The 17,036-nt window shown below is 60.5% G+C and carries 11 protein-coding genes; 3 read left to right on the top strand and 8 right to left on the bottom strand.

The features are described 5' to 3' along the window. From AC070A_RS24330 to AC070A_RS24340, 3 genes are read left to right on the top strand one after another with little or no spacing between them, the layout of a single operon-like run. Complete coding sequence (locus AC070A_RS24330) at positions 1-1,098, top strand: efflux RND transporter periplasmic adaptor subunit (protein WP_057255125.1); 1,098 nt, start codon at positions 1-3, stop codon at positions 1,096-1,098. After that, positions 1,095-4,145, top strand: a complete 3,051-nt coding sequence (locus AC070A_RS24335; protein ID WP_057255126.1) for an efflux RND transporter permease subunit — start codon at positions 1,095-1,097, stop codon at positions 4,143-4,145. Before AC070A_RS24330 ends, AC070A_RS24335 begins: the two co-directional genes overlap by 4 nt. Position 4,146: 1 nt before the next feature. Continuing rightward, positions 4,147-5,445 carry an alpha/beta hydrolase gene (locus AC070A_RS24340; RefSeq protein ID WP_244495728.1) on the top strand — a complete coding sequence of 433 codons (1,299 nt, stop codon included), beginning with the start codon at positions 4,147-4,149 and terminating at the stop codon, positions 5,443-5,445. Positions 5,446-5,618: 173 nt separating this feature from the next. Here the strand turns inward: AC070A_RS24340 and AC070A_RS24345 are convergent, their stop codons facing one another. The 8 genes from AC070A_RS24345 to AC070A_RS24380 all read right to left on the bottom strand — a co-directional run bounded on the left by AC070A_RS24345 (position 5,619) and on the right by AC070A_RS24380 (position 15,771). Further along, on the bottom strand, positions 5,619-6,683 hold the full coding sequence (locus tag AC070A_RS24345; protein WP_057255127.1) for an OmpP1/FadL family transporter: 1,065 nt from the start codon (positions 6,681-6,683) through the stop codon (positions 5,619-5,621). A gap of 204 nt (positions 6,684-6,887) precedes the next feature. Then, on the bottom strand, positions 6,888-7,898 hold the full coding sequence (locus AC070A_RS24350) for a fumarylacetoacetate hydrolase family protein (RefSeq protein ID WP_244495729.1): 1,011 nt from the start codon (positions 7,896-7,898) through the stop codon (positions 6,888-6,890). A gap of 24 nt (positions 7,899-7,922) precedes the next feature. Then, positions 7,923-8,600 carry a VOC family protein gene (locus AC070A_RS24355; RefSeq protein WP_057255129.1) on the bottom strand — a complete coding sequence of 226 codons (678 nt, stop codon included), beginning with the start codon at positions 8,598-8,600 and terminating at the stop codon, positions 7,923-7,925. Then, positions 8,597-9,031 (bottom strand): VOC family protein, encoded by a 435-nt coding sequence (locus AC070A_RS24360; RefSeq protein ID WP_057255130.1) that lies wholly within the window; start codon positions 9,029-9,031, stop codon positions 8,597-8,599. Before AC070A_RS24360 ends, AC070A_RS24355 begins: the two co-directional genes overlap by 4 nt. 106 nt (positions 9,032-9,137) lie before the next feature. After that, a complete protein-coding gene (locus tag AC070A_RS24365) occupies positions 9,138-11,099 on the bottom strand; it encodes an acyl-CoA synthetase (RefSeq protein WP_244495730.1) in 1,962 nt (653 codons plus the stop codon). 172 nt (positions 11,100-11,271) lie between these two features. After that, positions 11,272-11,913 carry a TetR/AcrR family transcriptional regulator gene (locus tag AC070A_RS24370; RefSeq protein ID WP_244495731.1) on the bottom strand — a complete coding sequence of 214 codons (642 nt, stop codon included), beginning with the start codon at positions 11,911-11,913 and terminating at the stop codon, positions 11,272-11,274. Continuing rightward, the gene (locus AC070A_RS24375) at positions 11,906-12,781 is read right to left on the bottom strand and encodes a 4Fe-4S dicluster domain-containing protein (RefSeq protein WP_057255132.1); all 876 of its coding nucleotides are present in this window, start codon (positions 12,779-12,781) and stop codon (positions 11,906-11,908) included. Before AC070A_RS24375 ends, AC070A_RS24370 begins: the two co-directional genes overlap by 8 nt. Then, a complete protein-coding gene (locus AC070A_RS24380; RefSeq protein ID WP_113133385.1) occupies positions 12,778-15,771 on the bottom strand; it encodes a molybdopterin-dependent oxidoreductase in 2,994 nt (997 codons plus the stop codon). The genes AC070A_RS24375 and AC070A_RS24380 overlap by 4 nt, the downstream gene beginning before the upstream one ends. Between the last annotated feature and the right edge of the window lie 1,265 nt (positions 15,772-17,036).

The following is a 17,036-nucleotide window of genomic DNA, read 5'->3' on the forward strand; positions in this document are numbered from 1 at the left end:
ATGGTTGCTTATCGTCCCCAAGTCTCGTTTTCACTCCTGGCAGCGCTGGCGATTCTTGCCGGCTGTAGTCAGGATGCCGGCGCAGGTGAGACCGCCAGGCCGCGGCCGGTCAAGTCCGTTGCGGTGAGTGCAGCGCACGTGCAGCTAGTGCGCCTCCCCGGGATCGTCCAGGCCAGGGTTGAGACCGATCTTGCATTCCGAACCTTGGGACGCGTCGTGTCGCGCAAGGTAAATGTTGGCGACCTCGTGCGTGCCGGCGATGTCGTGGCTGAAATCGATCCGTTTGCTCTTCAGCTTGCGGTCCGCAGCGCCGAAGCCGATCTGCGCAACGCTGAAGCGCAGTTCGAGAATGCCTTGTTGACGCAGGACCGCAAGCGGAGGCTTGCCTCGACGAGCGCCGCGAGCACCGCGGATCTGGACCTCGCCGATCAGGCGCTGAAATCGGCCTGGGCGGGCGTCGGCAAGGCAAATGCCAGCCTGGAGAAGGTACGCGAGCAGCTTGGCTATGCTGTGTTGAAGGCCGAGTTCGATGGTGTTGTGACTGCGACCTGGGTCGAAGTCGGACAGACGGTAACTGCCGGGCAGCCTGTCCTGAAGCTTGCGCGTCTTGATCAGCGCGACGTAGTCGTCGACGTTCCCGAAACGTATCTACGATCGTTGCGTCTGGGGGACCGAGCGGACATTGCCCTCCAACTCGATGACGCGCTGCAGACCTCCGGCGTCCTGCGCGAAATTGGCCCGCAGGCGGATGCCGGTACTCGTACTCATCGGCTGAAAATCGCCATCGATGAGGCGCCGGAGGTCTTCCGGCTGGGATCGGTAGTGACCGCGGCACCAGCCGGCGTTCGGCAAGGGGCGGCGATCGACGTACCGGCAACGGCCGTCGTCAAGAAGGACGGCGCCGACCGTGTCTGGGTGGTTGACCCGGAGACACACACCGTCTCGCTCAAAGCCGTGCGGCTCGACGGCTCCTCCACGGACATCCGTTCTGTCCAAGTCCTCTCCGGGCTCAAGGATGGCGAAGAGATCGTCGTCGCCGGCGTGAATGAACTTGCCGAGGGGCAGAGTGTGAGAACTGAACAGGATAATCGCCCGTGAACAAATTCAATCTTTCAGACTGGGCGCTCGAGCACCGCTCGCTCGTCTGGTATTTCATGATCATCTTCGCAGTGGCGGGAGCGTTTGCCTATCTAAGCCTTGGCCGTGAAGAGGATCCATCCTTCACGATCAAGACGATGGTGATCCAGGCCCAATGGCCCGGCGCCTCTGCCCAGGAAGTGACGCAGCAGGTTACCGACCGCATCGAAAAGAAGCTGCAGGAACTCAACAATCTCGAACACACCCGCAGTATCACAACCGCCGGCCAGACGATCGTCTTCGTCGATCTGTTGCCGGATACGAATGCGCAGGATGTAAAGCCCACCTGGTCGCGGGTGCGCAACCTGATCGACGACATCAAACACGAGTTCCCTCAGGGCGTCATCGGTCCGTTGTTCGATGACCAGTTCGGCGATGTCTACGGCAATATATTTGCCTTAACCAGCGACGGGCTAAGTCACCGGGAACTGCGGGACTTCGCGGAAGATGCCCGTACCCAGATCCTCAAGATTGCGGACGTCGGCAAGGTCGACATCGTCGGCGCGCAGGACGAGGTCATCTATCTTGAGTTCTCCACCCGCAAGATCGCGGCCCTCGGCCTTAACCGCGCCGACATTATTTCCACGCTGCAGGCGCAGAACGCCGTCACCCAGTCGGGTTTCATTCAGACGGGACCAGAACGCGTCGCATTGCGGGTCGGAGGACGCTTTATCTCCGAAGACACCTTGCGTGGGATCAACCTACGGGTAAACGACCGATTCTTCCCGCTGACAGACGTTGCCAACATCACGCGTGGCTATGTCGACCCGCCGACCTCGCTCTTCCGATTCAAGGGAAAACCGGCCATCGGGCTCGCAATTGGCATGAAGACCGGCGGTAACCTGCTTGCCTTTGGCGAAGCGCTCGAAAAGACGATGGCCGGGATCGTTCAGGATCTTCCCGTCGGCGTCTCGGTCGAACAGGTATCCGACCAACCGAAAGTCGTTCACGAGGCCGTGGGAGGCTTCACGAAGGCCCTGTTCGAGGCGGTGGCCATCGTGCTCGCGATCAGTTTTATCAGTCTCGGTTTCCGGGCAGGCCTGGTCGTGGCGATCGCGATCCCGTTGGTTCTCGCTATCACCTTTATGGTGATGCTCTATTCGGGCATTTCACTGCAGCGAATCTCGCTCGGTGCGCTCATTATCGCACTCGGTCTTCTCGTCGACGACGCAATGATCGCGGTCGAAATGATGGTGGCACGGCTGGAAATGGGTGACAGTCTCAGGAAGGCCGCCACCTACGTCTACACGTCCACGGCCTTTCCGATGCTGACCGGCACGCTCGTGACCGTCGCGGGCTTCATCCCGGTCGCCTTCAACAAGAGCAGCGCCGGCGAATTCACTTTCACCCTCTTCGTCGTGATCGCCGTATCGCTCGTCGTCTCCTGGATCGTTGCCGTCCTGTTCACGCCTCTCATCGGCGTTACCTTGCTGCCGAAGACTATGAAGAAGCATGCTGAACACAAGGGCCGGTTCGCGAGGGCATTCTCGAGCATGCTGCAGTTCTGCTTGCGCTGGCGCTGGATGACGATCCTCGCGACCGTTCTCCTCTTCGCAGGTTCGCTCGCGGGGCTGACATTGGTGCCGCAGCAGTTCTTCCCAAGCTCTGACAGGCCGGAACTGATCGTTGACTGGAACCTGCCGCAGAACAGCTCGATTGCCGAAACGAGCCGTCAAATGGCTCAGTTCGAGCGCGAGATGCTGGCCGGAAACCCTGCGGTCGATCACTGGTCGACATATGTCGGAAGGGGCGCGCCGCGCTTCATCCTTTCCTTCGACGTGCAGCCGGCAGACGTTTCCTTCGGTCAGACCGTTATCGTCGCCAAGGAGCTCGACGCCCGCGACAAGCTGAAGCAAGAAGCGGAAGCTTACCTCCAGAAGACCTTTCCCGGCACTGACGCCTATGTGAAGCTGCTGGAAATCGGACCGCCGGTCGGCAAGCCGATTCAGTACCGCGTGTCCGGCGAAGACCTCCAGACGGTGCGCGACCTGGCACAGAAACTGGGGTCTGTCATCGGTGCCCATCCTTCCCTCAAGAATCTCGCCTTCAACTGGAATGAACCGGCACGTGTCGTAAAGATCGACGTGCTGCAGGACAAGGCGCGGCAGCTCGGTGTCTCGTCCCAAGACATCGCGATGGCGCTCAACACCGTCGTACAAGGTGACGCCGCAACGCAGGTCCGGGACGACATCTATCTGGTCAATGTCGTCGGTCGTGCCTCGGAAAAGGAGCGCGGCTCGATCGACACGCTGCTCGACCTGCAACTGCAGAGCAGCAGCGGTCAGTCGGTTCCGCTCTCATCGGTCGCAACGTTCCGTTACGAGCTCGAACAGCCGACGATCTGGCGGCGCGACAGGGTCCCGACCATCACGATCAAGGCCGGGATCAGTGGTACGACGCAGCCGGCGACCATCGTGAAGGCGCTCGCCGACAAGGTTGCGGCGTTCGAAAAGACGCTGCCGGTTGGCTATTCCGTTGCAGTCGGCGGCGCGGTCGAAGAAAGCGCCAAGTCGCAGGGGCCAATCGCCACGGTGGCGCCGGCCATGCTCCTTATCATGGCGACCCTGCTGATGATCCAGCTCCAGAGCTTCCACAGGCTCTTCCTGGTCTTCTCGGTTGCCCCTTTGGCGCTGATTGGTGTCGTCGCGGCGCTGTTCATGAGCAATGCCCCGCTCGGCTTCGTCGCTCTTCTGGGGGTGCTCGCACTCGTTGGCATTCTCATCCGCAACTCGGTGATCCTGATCGTGGAGATCGAGGAATTGCGAGCCGCGGGAAAGTCGCCCTGGACGGCGGTGGTGGAGGCGACCGAACACCGAATGCGACCAATTATGCTGACGGCCGCAGCCGCGACCCTGGCGCTGATCCCGATCTCGCACGAGATATTCTGGGGACCCATGGCCTATGCAATGATGGGCGGTATCGTCGTGGGCACGGCACTAACGCTCCTCTTCCTGCCGGCGCTCTATGTCGCCTGGTTCCGGATACCGCGTGAGATCGAGGAGGGCTGACATGACCGGTTCAACGCCTCCCGACCGCCCGCGCAGCATTTGCGCTTTGCAATGGATCGGCCGCAAGCGGCCGATCCTCACGACACATCGAACAAAGCCTCGACAGGTGCTCCCCGCGCTAGTGATAGTGTCCGTCGTCATAACCGGCTGCGCGACCCGGGTGGAGAACGTCCTTCAGCCTCATCAGGTGGCAGCCAACGACGCCAGCCGGGTGAGCATGCTGGTGGCAACGACGCGAAGGCCATCCGACGATCCCGGCCGCCTCTATTCGGGCGAGCGTGGAACGGCGATCTCGCTGAATAACCTCACCGTCTCCATTCCTCCGGATCGAAACCGCAAGATCGGCGAGGTGCAGTGGCCCTCACGCGTTCCGCCGAATCCGGAAAAGGAGTTTGCAGTCCTTGAAGTCGGCAAGGTTGCGACGGAAGGGCAGGCTCTCGCATGGTTTCGCAAGAATCGGAACGCCAAGCGGCAGGTGCTCATCTTTGTTCATGGCTTTAACAACACTTATGCCGACGCCGTCTTTCGCTTCGCCCAGATCGTACACGACTCGGGCACCGATGCGGCACCTATACTCTTCGCCTGGCCATCGCGGGCTCGCGTTTTCGACTACCTCTATGACAAGGAGAGTGCCAACTACTCGCGGCGAGCCTTGGAGGACCTGATCCTTCAGGCCACCCGAAGCCCCGATGTCGACGAAGTGACGATTCTCGCGCATTCGATGGGGACCTGGCTCGCGGCGGAGGCACTGCGCGGTGTTGCCATGCGCGAAAAATCGATCCCGGCCAAAATCAAGAATGTCATCCTTGCATCGCCGGACATCGACATCGATGTGTTTCGCCGGCAGTTTATCGAAATGGGACCAAAGCGGCCGCATTTTGCGATTCTGACATCCACACGTGACAAGGCGCTCGAGGTTTCGGGCTTTCTGTCGGGCGGAGTTGACCGCGTCGGAGGATCCGATCTCAGACCCTATGCCGCTGCGCTCGAGGAGTTGGGCGTGTCAGTCATCGACACAAGCGCCATTGCGTCAAACGACCCGCTTGGCCACAATGCCTTTGCTGACAGTCCCGAGATCGTGCGTCTGCTCGGCCGGCGTCTGGCCGGCCAATCGATTTCGGGCGGCGAGGAGACGTTCGCGGATCGCGTGGGAGTAGCCGCCGCCAATTTCGCCGGGTCGGCAGCCCGCGTGGCCGTTGCGGCTCCGGTATCGGTCATCAGCGGCGATGCGCGCGAAGTCTTGAAACGCGAACTTTCTTCCTCGAGCGGGCAGATCGTGGATGGAAGGATCGCGTATTGACGACAGGTCTGCCTGGCAGACCTGTTTTCTGCCTAGCTGCCTCCATTCATGTTTGGCGCCCCTTAGCGCGCACCGTCGAGATCATCCAGTCGATCTGCGGCATAGAAGCCTGCAGAAACTCGCTCCCAGCAGAAGGTGACGTCGATCTGCGACGCCGTTTCCGGCGGCGAGGATCAAAACGAATACCCCACTTTGACGGCGGCGCTGACGAGATCGTTGTCCGTAAAATTTCCGAATGAACCCGACGCATCACCGAACTGGTGGTAGCTGATAGCGGTGGTTATTTTCATCCCGTCCTTCGTATAGATCGCCCCAAGCGTGGCGCCCCACAAACCGTCGGTTGCGTCGAGCGGCCCTTCAGCCGATACGTCGGTCGAGGGTTCATATGTCAGAGTTGTGAAACCCGACCATTGTTCACTGAACATCTGTGCCACGCCGAGCGTGTAGGTCGTCGTGTCGTTGAAGTGGACGAGTGATCCCAAAGGGTAGCCCGGCGGATTGATCGTGTGTTCGCTCCAATCGGCCCAGCGAACTGTCGCGAAGAGCAACGTGGAAAGGCTGATCGGCGCCTGGAGATGGACGTTGACCGATTGCGGGGTCTCGACATCCGTGGTCCCTTGATAGGCACCGGACGTGTCGAAATCGTAGTCGATCGCGGAATTGTACGTGACTGCGATCCGGACATGGCTTTCCGGGATTTCAAAGGCCGCCCCAACCACGTAGCCCGCCGCCCAGGTGTCGTCAAAGGTGACGTTGCCAATACCGGCGGGCACGCCGCCTGCGAAAACTGAGATATCGGTGTCGCCACCCATACGTTGCAGTCTGGGTCCGCCGAAGACGCTGAAACGATCCGTGAGCTTGTAACGCAGCAAACCTGTGACTGCGATCGACTCGACTTTTCCCGACAGGCCGGACAGCGGCCCGCTATCGTACTCGACTCTGCGCCCATACGGATTGTCTACGATGACCGCTCCTGAGAATTGTTCGTTGATATCGGCCTTGAAGGCGCCATTGTAGAATGGGACCGAGGGCGCCGTATCGCCGGAAGCAAACGGGGGCCCGACGGCAATGATTTGTCCCCCCACGTTCGGACTGCCAAAGCCGATCCCGAATTCGACGTAGCGTCCCGTCTCGAAAAGGGCTTCATTCGGCTGCCCCAGGAGATCGAAGCCTCCTCCCATCGCCGGTGTGACCAAAAGACAGCTGAACAATCCGGTCGACAAATTAATAGCTTTCATGCGGGTCTCCCTCCTCCGAGACGTGTCGCTTTTCCGCAAAGCCCAAGGAAATGCGCATTGCTCTCTTTGCCTGCAGCCCTGCGCGTTGCCGGCTGCTCCAGGTCAAGGGGCTAGACCAGAAGGTGACACCCGAGCCCTTCACACCTCCGCCGATTAGACTGTGGTGCGGGCGGCCACGGCGTGCGCGTCCTGGTCTCGCCGAGATCACGCGTCCACGATTGCGAGCAATTGCCCGCCAAAATCGACCGCGCTGTCATCGGTGCGCATTTCGGCACGCATTATGTCGCCCGGTGCGAGGTAACGTGCGTGCGCGGTCGCCTCCTGGATGATCGCTTCCTTCCGCTCCGAATCCTTGAAGAGCTTGGTCGTCAGGATTTGGGCGAGGGGGGCGCTCGCTTGCAGGATCACGCCGCCCGGCGTCCCGGTCAGGACCAGATCGCCCGCAGCCAGGTCCATTAGAGACGCAATGTCGTTGAGGCAGGTTTCCGGGCGAAAGACGAAGTCCCGGGAATGGGCCGACTGCCGCAGTTCGTCGTTCAGCCAGAGACGGATCTCAATCCTGTCGAGCAGATCCGCCACCTCGTCCGCTTCGGGAATGACCAGCCACGGACCACAAGGGCAGAAGGTCCGGGCGCTTTTGCCGCGGAACCACTGCAAGAAGGCTTCACCGAACATGACGTCGCGGGCTGATATGTCGTTGCACAAGACGAGTCCGCCGATGAAATCGCCGAGGGTCTCTCGGGTGACGTGGTCGCCCGCAGTTAGTGGTCGCTTCAGGACAAGCCCAAGTTCCACTTCGTAGTCGAGCATCTGACATCCTGTCGGCCGGATGACGGGATCGAACGCTCCGGATAGCGAGGAGGCGGCCTTCATGAAGAGCAGGTTCTTCTGGCGTGACGCATGCCCCGATTGATCCGCGTGATCTGCATAATTCAGACCCTGGCAAACGATCTGCGCCGGCGCTGTGACGGGGCTCAGAATGGTTGCCGAGTTGATCGGGAAACGTTCAGCGCCTGCCCGCGCCTTGAGCTCAGTGGGAGGAAGGCGCAGGATGTCGGCAGTCGAGACGAAGGTGCCTTCGAGGGGTGCGATCTCTTCTCCATCCAAAATTCCCCACAAGGGTTCTCCACCGATCGCAAATCGGGTCACTTTAACAACCATTTCATTTCCTTTTTTGAGGGGGCCGCTTGGAAAGCGGCTCGAATCTCCGCTCACAGCACTTTGAAGGTCGGCGCGGCGTTAGGCGCGGTCCTTGCCCTTGAGCTCCCCGTATCGCTCGCGATAGTTCTCGATCGTGTCCATTGCCCCGCAGAATTCGACATTGTGCCAGTCGGGGTCGTAGAGATAGCAGGCCACGTTTCCGCCGGTCTCGCCGTCGCCCAAAGGCGGTTCGCTGTTGTGGCGGACTGGACCGTAGTTCAACTGGAATCCGTCGGCCTGCTGTTGCTTGGCAAAGGCCAGGACATCCTCCAGTTGGTTTCCTTTCACCTCGAGCGCGAAATGGAAGAAGCTCATGCCCGAAGGTACGGTAATCCTGCCTGAAGGATCGTATTCCTCGACGAGCACGAGGCATTCCTCGTGGTCAGTTGCACTCATGTAGCAGCAGCGAATGCGCCACCCTTCCTTGAACGGATGCGGCTCCAGCTCGCAGGTGCGGCTATGGATCATGCCGGCAACTTTCTCGTACCAGGCCCGGCTTCGCGCGATGTCGCGCACATAGATGGAGAGCTGTCCGATATGAGAAACGAGCGAAGGCTTGAAGACGCCGTAGTCCTCAGTCTTGTTGGAGAACCGCCGCTTCGTCAGCGTCGGCCACAACAGCACCATTTCGCGAAACCATTTCCGCTTCAGGAGGCCTGCGAAGCGTAGCTTGAATGGGGGCAGGACGTTCGGGGGAACGAATGCGGTATTGCTCATCTGCTGGGCTCCTCAATGATCTCGATCCAGTGCCTGTCTGGGTCCTGGAGGCAAAAAGCACGCGATACAGGGCGCGCGGAGGCGAGCATGCGCCCCTCGCGGATCGGTAAGTCCATGTCTCGTGCGCGGCGTCTGATCTCGTCGAATGCCTCTGCGTCCTTCACGGCTAGCGTGAAGTGGAGCATGGAATTGTTGTCCATCTTCAGCTTGTGATGCTTCACCAGGCAGATGTCGTGATGGTGGAAGCCGAATGAGAAGAAATGCATTTCCTGCTGCGACAAACGCATCGCGGCGCTGCTGTCGGGATGGTTGAGAGCGGAGAACTGCAGGTCGAAGACCTTGATATAGAAAGCCTTTGAGCGTTCCAGGTCGGTAACGTAGAAGACGTGGTGTTGAAGGTGGGTGACGAGGATTCGAGTTGGAGCGTTCATGACTGGTTTCCTGACTGCTGGTTTGCCCATGAGAGTGCTGGCGCCCCGATCTCGGAAAGGGCAAAATTGATCGCCATGACTGGCTTCCTTTTCTTCTCGCGAGTGTTCAGAGGAATTGCGCCTTAAAGGCGTAGTGGCCCAGTTTTTCGCGCAATAGGCGTGGATCGCCCTCTGCTGTAATTCTTGCAAGCAGCCCGAGCCGGGCGTCTTGAATGACCGAAAGCGATTCGAGCTTCACGCCGGACGACGCCGCCTCCTGAAGGACGACATCCTCGATCTCCAGCATCGACAACGCTGGCTTGAAGAGCTTGCCGACGGGTGTGACGGGGAGCGTGGGCAGAATCCGGACGGATTTGGGGTGCGCAGCGCGCTCGGGAATACGGCCGACGGCATGGGCAAGCAGATCCGCCTCCGTTGCGGTCGTCCCGGGCTTCAATTGGACGTAGAGCACCGGCAGTTCTCCCGCGCGCTCATCGGGTCTTCCCACCGCTGCGGCAAGCTGTACCGCCGGGTGATCTTGCACGGCATTTTCGATCAGCTTCGGATCGATGTTATGCCCGCCCCGGATAATGAGCTCCTTCTTGCGACCGGTCAGCCAGAAGTAGCCGTCAGTGTCCTGGCGGGCGAGATCGCCGGTGTTCAGCCAGCGCTCGCCGTCAATCTCAAGCCAGAGGCCCTTGTTGTGTTCGGCATTGATGTAACCGGCAAAGACATTCGGCCCGCGGATCGCGAGCACGCCGACCTCGTCCGTCCCGGCGAACCCGGTGAAGCCCGAATCGTCGAGTCTGACCACTGCCATTTGCTGGTAGGGGAGGCGTAGGCCGATCGAACCGACACGCCGCTCGCCTTCCGGCGGGTTGACGCTGGAAACACAGGCGCCTTCCGTCAGGCCGTAGGCCTCCAGAATGCGGATTCCAATCGTCTCTTCGAAAGTGCGGAACAGTTCCACGGGCATCGGAGCCGCGCCGCAAAAACCGTAGCCGACGCTCGAAATGTCGCGGCCGCCGACCGGCACCTGCATCAGTGCCGAGTATACAGTCGGAACGCCCGAGAAGGCCACGACACGATAGTGTTCGACGATCTCCCAAAAGGACGGAATAACTCCCTCTCCGCGATAGCCGTGCGGCGTGCCCATGACGACATGCCCGCCTTGCGACCACGGGATGAGGCCTGTCACCAACTGTCCATTGACGTGGAAGAGCGGCAGGCCGCAGAAGATCGCCTTGCCCGGTGCGAACACACTCCCGATAAAGGCTTGGGTGGACCAGGCGTCGAACACCTCCGACAAATGGGTGCGCGCGGCGATCTTGGGCAGTCCGGTTGTGCCGCCCGTGCAGAAGTATGAAGAGATATCTCCGGGATTGGGCATCTCGAAGGTCAACCCGTCGCCGCGTTCCCCGGCAATTTCCTGACGCAGGCTGAGAACGGGGATAGAAAGGCCGCCGACATCCCGAGCCTGTGAGCGTACCTCCGTGGCTTCCTCGGTGGTGCCGCGGAAATACGGTTCAAAACTGACGGTCAGAATTCCCTGCAAATCCGGTACATTCGCCGCGGCCTTGATCGCCTTCTGCCAGATGTCTGTTCCCGGAAAGGGGGCCAGTGTGACGAGCCATTTTGCTTTCCCGGCAATGAGGAGCTCGCAGATCTGTCCCGATTCAAGCAGCGGATTGATCGCGAAGGTGATGCCCGCCGCCTCGCCACCCCAGATCACGAAATGCGCTTCGGGCAGATTGGGCAGCACGAAGGCCACGACGTCGTCGCGACCGATGCCCAGCCGCCGCAGGGCATTGGCTGTCCTCGTGATGTCAGCGAGGAGCTCGGCGTGCGTCCAGACGACGGGATCACGGAAGTTTTCAGAGCGCAGAAAGAAGGACAGGGCAAGCTGATCCGGCGCGACAGCGGCGCCGTGCGCAAGCATCTCATAGGTGCTTGCCGGGAGGTTACGCTCCGGCAAAGGGATTTGCTCGAATGCCTCAACATCGGGCAATGTGGCAATGGGGCGACTGACGCCGCCATGGGTTTTTGCGAGCATAGTGATCTTCCTCCCTGTAGGTCTGCGCCGGCTCACTTGGACACCGGCGGCAACTCCCAATTAGCGATGCGACGAGCTTCCTCCGGCTCGATCTCAAGTGCCTGGAGCACGAACTCCGCAGCGTCGGAGCCGCCATCCGCCCAGGTCCTATGGCCCTGCAGCACCAATGGCACTGCAGCGAGACTGGTGCCGGCAATCATCGCCAGCCTTAAGAAGGACCCTTCCGGAGGGCCGCAACACTGAAGGAAATCAGGACTTCGGGCGTGATGAGCGGGTGCCTGAGATTGAAATTCTTTATCGCTTTGGGCTCCCAGAGTGCCGCAGTTGACGCGCAAAGGCATTCAGCGGCCCGAACACTGTCCTGTTGTCGAAATTCCTGTGCATCAACACCCTGTTCGACAAGTTCAGCGACGATGCCCTTAACGCGTTGTGCGTGTGCCTCGAAAGCGGGCCAGCGCTCATCATCGGCGATCGTGAGCAGCTCGAATATTTTGTCCTCATCCCGCATGAGAGCAAGGGCCCCTCCATGCAGCCCCAGAATGAACTCTCGGAGCGTTTCGGCACTCGTAAGGGTTCCGGAGCCGAGTTGGATGACGGGAAAATTGTCTTCGAGCACCCGCGTAACAAGCCTGTCATATATCGCCACTTTGGAAGAGAAAAAACGATAGACGTTTGCTGGCGACATCTTGAGGTAGCTGGCGATGTCGCACACGTTCGTTTTCCTGGAACCATAGAGAGCGCACAATTTCTCTGCCGCGCTTAGAATACGGGCAACATTCGTTTCCCGGTTCTCCTGCCGGCTTGTTCGCCGGTGGGGCATGCCCGAGCGGCAGTTATCACTCTCAAGCATCGGCGCCCCCCCGCGAATCTGCGGCGCCGGGACGGGCCAACCTCAGTTCGCCCAGATAGACGCTCTCGGACAGGACGCAGTCGCGCCAGACGCTGCCATGGGCATGGGACACTTCGACACGATATGTGCTTCCGTCACCCCGCAAACCGTCGAAGCCAAAATCGCCGAAGCTGTTCGTCGTGGCTCTCGCGAGACACTTGCCTGCCTGGGATAGGGTTACCTCCGCCCCTTCGAGACATTCCACCGCCCCGGCGATGTCGGCGCTGACGCTGCCGCCTATGAAGCATGTCTCCCACCGTTCCAGACCCCGGTACCAGATGCGGGGTTTGGTTCCGAGCTCGGGCTTTTGCACCTTGAGCCCCTCGGTGGCCGCCTTTAGCTCCATAGCGGCGTCATCTAGTTTCACCGCCTCGAAGACGTCCGTCGGACAACTCTGCTGGCAGCGAGGCCGCTGCCAGCCCTGATCGAGCAGGTGGGCATCAAAGATCCAGGTCTGCGGCACCTGCTGCTCCTCGTTCCAGACGATTGCCCGGTACGGGCACGAGCCGAGAATGTCCTTGCGGCCCTTAGCCTTCTCTGGATCAATGATAACGATACCGTCGTCGCGTTTGCGGATGGCGTCGCCCGCATATCGCATGCAGGGCGCGTCATCGCAGTGGTTGCACATCACTGGCAAATAGGTGGTCTCCACCATCGGCGCACTGCCCTGTACGCGGCGCAGGATGCGGATCGGACTCTCTCCCACTGCAGCAGCCGGCGCCGCGTAGCCCGGAAAGTCGTTGCCGACATGTTCGTCCCGGTCCGCGATCACGCAATTGTGGCAGTTCTCGCAGCGGCCGACGTTGATGATCAGATTCCATTTGCTCAAGACTTCCTCCTACGCCGCGCAGCCATCTTGAAGGCGTCCGCGTTCTGCCACTTCTCGATTTGCACAAGGCAGGAATTGGGAGCCATGCTGCTGGTTCCGCGGGTCTGCGACCGGTCCGGGGTAAGGATGTTCAAGCAGCCGCCGACCTCTACGGTCTCTCCTTCAACTTCGATAAGCTGGAACTCGGCGCTGGCCTCATAGGACTTGACGACGCCCGGGGTCACCAGGGCCGAAATGTCGGCGGCGCAGATCACGGCTCCGCGATCGTTGAAGATTTTCACCAGGTCACGATGACCAATGCCGCGGGTGGCGGCATCGGCCGGGTTGATCCGCAGCAACCAGAAGCGATGGCCTGCAACCAAGGCACGATGGTCCTCCACCTGATTAACCGCGCTGTTCTTGCCATCCATGCTGGTGTGGAAGCTGTAGCGGCTATGTGTGGCGATCATCTGCAGCGGATAGCGCTCCGTCAGCTCGGTGGTGCTCCGCCCTTCCCAGGAGGGAATGTAGTGATTGATCGGTGGCCGATCCGGATTGTCCGCCGTGTTCCGCTTGAGGATCTCGGGCACGAATTCGAGTTTGCCGCTCGGCGTTTGCAGGCCCATGCCGAACTCTTCGGCATACTGGGACGGCATCGGAAGTGGTTCCGGCAGATCCTTGCGCCTGCCCTCGGCGAACCAGCGCATGTCGACGGGCTGGCGCAGTTCCGGCTTTTCGGGCGGCACGACGTAGTAACCTTTGCGACAGAATTTCTTCCAGGAAATTTCGCCGGGCAGATCTGACGAATCGAACACCCGCTTGACCCAGTCGAGTTCGCTGCAGCCTTCGCTGAAGACGGCGCCCAGGCCCAGCCGGGTCAGGATGGCTGTGAATATGTCGTAGTCGGACTTCGACTCGCCCAAGGGCTCGATGCACTTATGCTGGAGGGTGATGACGCGATGGTTGACCACGTTGACGCCGTGATGGGCGTAGCCTCCGGAATTCGCCCATTCGCCGATGTCCCAGCGCTCCAGCGAAGTGCAGGCCGGCAGGATGACATCGGCAAACTGGGCCTCGCCCTCCATCCAGATGGACTGGTTCACCACAAACTCGATGCTCTCGTGCCGATAGGCGTCCACCCAGCGTCCCGATCGAGTTACGGTGCTGAGGGACGATCCGCCGTAGCGGTAGATCATGTGTATCGGCGAGTAGCCCGGCATAGGATAGCTGAAAGGCGCAAACTGGGCCTCTTGGGCCATGCCGTCCCAGAGATAGCCGGTGGCGTGACCGGTGATGATCGCGTCGGGCAGTTGCTGGCGCGGCACCATCTGCTTGACGGGATTCATCGTCAGGATGTGGGGCATGCGCTGATAATTGTTGACCGCATTGCCGGTCCACGCCAGGTCGCCGGAAATCCCTCCATCCGCATAGCCCGGAAAATAGAAATGCAGGTCGTGCGGGACCCCGATCTGGAGACCGCCGAAATTGACGCCCGGCTTGCCCCAGCCCTGCATGGCCATCGTCATGATCATGCAGCGAGCCCACTGGGCTCCGGTCGCGCCGCGGCCTGCGCCGCCGAACCCCGTGCCGGTCATGCCAACAGCTAGATAGACCTTCCTGCCGCCCCACTTGCGGGCCAGGGCGCGCACGTCCCTGGCAGGTATGCCGGTCTCGGCCTCCTGCCATTCAGGAGTCTTCGGAACGCCATCGGTTTCGCCCAGCAGGTACGCCTTCCATTCGTCGAAGCCGGTGGTGCGGGTCGCGACGTATTCCTCGTCATAGAGGCGTTCCGTGACCCAAACATACATGATGGCCTGGGCCAGGGCCGCGTCGGTCTGCGGCCGGACGGGAAACCAGCGTCCGCCCAGCAACTGGGCTGTCGGATTGCAATGCGGGTCGATATGCACGAACTCAATGCCGAGTTCCTTGGCCCATAGACGACGTGTCGTGCCCTCAAACCCCGCATAGGCTCCATTGGTGCTTTCGGGATCGCAGGACCAGAAGACGATCATCTCGGCTTCCTTCAGGCAATCCTCGACCCCGCCATAGCCCGCAGGCACGCCGACCCGCATTGAATTGCCGAAATGATGCATTGCGCCCCAGTACCAGCCTTCCCAACTGTCCGGATTGGCCGCGACCCGGGTGAATCCGATCAAGTTGGCGAAGCGCATCAGCGAGCTCAGGTAATAGCCCACATTGCCCCACTGGTGGTGGGACGACATCGGGAACGTGATGGAACCGGGCCCGTGGACGCGCTTCTGCCGATTGATCTCCGTGGCAACGATGTCCAGCGCCTCATCCCAACTGATCCGCACGTAGCCGGATTTGCCGCGGTTCTGGGGATTGCGTTCGCCATTGGGATCGAAATCCACCCGCTTCATCGGGTAGAGGATACGCTTGTCCGAATAGACGAGGGATTTCATCGTCAAGGCGTGCGGCGCTACCAGCGCCCGCCGAGGCGGACTGAATTTGCGGCCGCGAGCCTCGATCACCCAGGTGGCCGGGTCGGTATCGTCGAACTCGATCGGCGTAACCCGCAGAATGCGTCCATCCTTGACATAGACGAACAGGGGACCGCCGTTGGTGCAGGTGGTGAAGCGATGGCTGCCATCGGGCATGGGCATCCCCATGGCCACGCCGGCGGTCTCGCTCATGTTGAGAGTCTGCGTGAACCAGACAATCAGTTCATCGGGCCCGGTGGTCACCACCTTAAAGTTCTTGGCCGCGTGGATGATCTCACCCTGATCGCGATTGGGTAGCAAGAGTTTCAAGGCGGTCGCCACGTCCTTGAAGGACATGACCACTTCGCCCTCGGCCGCCGTGCCCGGACGGGAGCGGAATTTGCCGCCTCGGATTTCCACGATGCGGCCGATGCTGCCGTCCTGCAGGCCGATCCACGCGGTGACATCGTGCTGCTTCAGCCGCTCCGCAAATGCGGGAGCCCGGGACGCCGTGTGGTTGAGCACCTTCGGCAGGGCAAAGAGGATAGTTCGGAGAACCTGCCGGTTCACTCTGGATCTTATGGCTACCATATCGATGCGGTCCGCCAGTCGAAATGTTCGGTTTCGACGGCATGGAAAAACGGCCTGATCGCGACATCGCGCGAGGCTTGCACGTCCATTGATCGCTCTCCTCCAACTCCCATTCCTCAATATTGACTATAAAATCACAATGACTAATTAGTCAATTCCAAAATGAGGGTCGAGCGGCGGTGGAGGGATGAAGGCGTGAGCAGGCCAAAGATACGCCCGCGTCGCTACAGCCCGAGCCCAGCAATCGACGGTTCCAATTCATGGCATTGGAGGAGGGTCGGGGGATGCGCACAAAGTGCTGGAAGTTTGCCGCCGCATTGAAGGGCGGGTCGAGGAAACCCTCTACGAATCCGAGCGGCGCCCTGTGATCGTCCTGTGTTCCGCGGTGCGGTAAGGGGATTCCTGTTCTCGTTGTATGCCTCTAGGATCGCATAACGTATCGTCGGGAACCGCGTGGGCCAGACCCAAGCCCCCCGGGGACCCAGATAGCTCAAGTGCCTTCCGGTTCTGCCGACAAACCGCTGGAGCCCAGCGCGGGAAGGACCGCCCTGACGTTTCGAGGCCGTGACGCCGAGCTGACGGGACCTAAGTCCCCATGGAGGAACATTTTGTCGGCCCTATGTTGAGAATAGGTGCTCGGTCCCCGTGATCGAGACGCCTGTAGGGCCCACCTGCCATCAGTGTCCCCGCTAGAGGTGGGCCTACCGAGGTCCCTGATGCTCGCAATTCTCGACCGGCTAGCGAAAGCCGGGCGCTGTTCACCTCACCGGTACCGCTTCGGCGGGGCGTTTTTTTACCCAGCATGGATGAGCTGGGCGTTCGCCTATGTTCCTCATCCACTTGGGTTAGGGAAAGCTGCGTGGACCTCTTTCGTGCCGCGAGCGTTCCACAACCGTTCGCGCATATTTCAGAAGTTGTAGTTATTCGGAGCGCCGCTGGAATGTGTTCCCGCAAGTTGCAATAGAAGAGCCCCACCTCCGCCCGAACGTCGATGGAGCTCTACCTTGATCCGGAGGGATTTTGGATCATTGGCGAGCCTAACAACGCGCGTGTTCTCGGAATGGTTCCTTAAAAGAAATGGCCCCGTCGGGGTGACGAGGCCAGAGGCTACCTTCGGACTTCACTCCCGGGATTTGGTGAAGCCTGCCATGTGATCCCGAGCGGGGGTGTCGGGACCAAGACACGCGAGAAACGCGCATACGGCGGAAAGGTTCCTGCCGGCAGGGAGCGAGCCAAAAAGAATG

The sequence above is a fragment of the Ensifer sp. GW101-20A05 genome, from assembly GCF_059424735.1.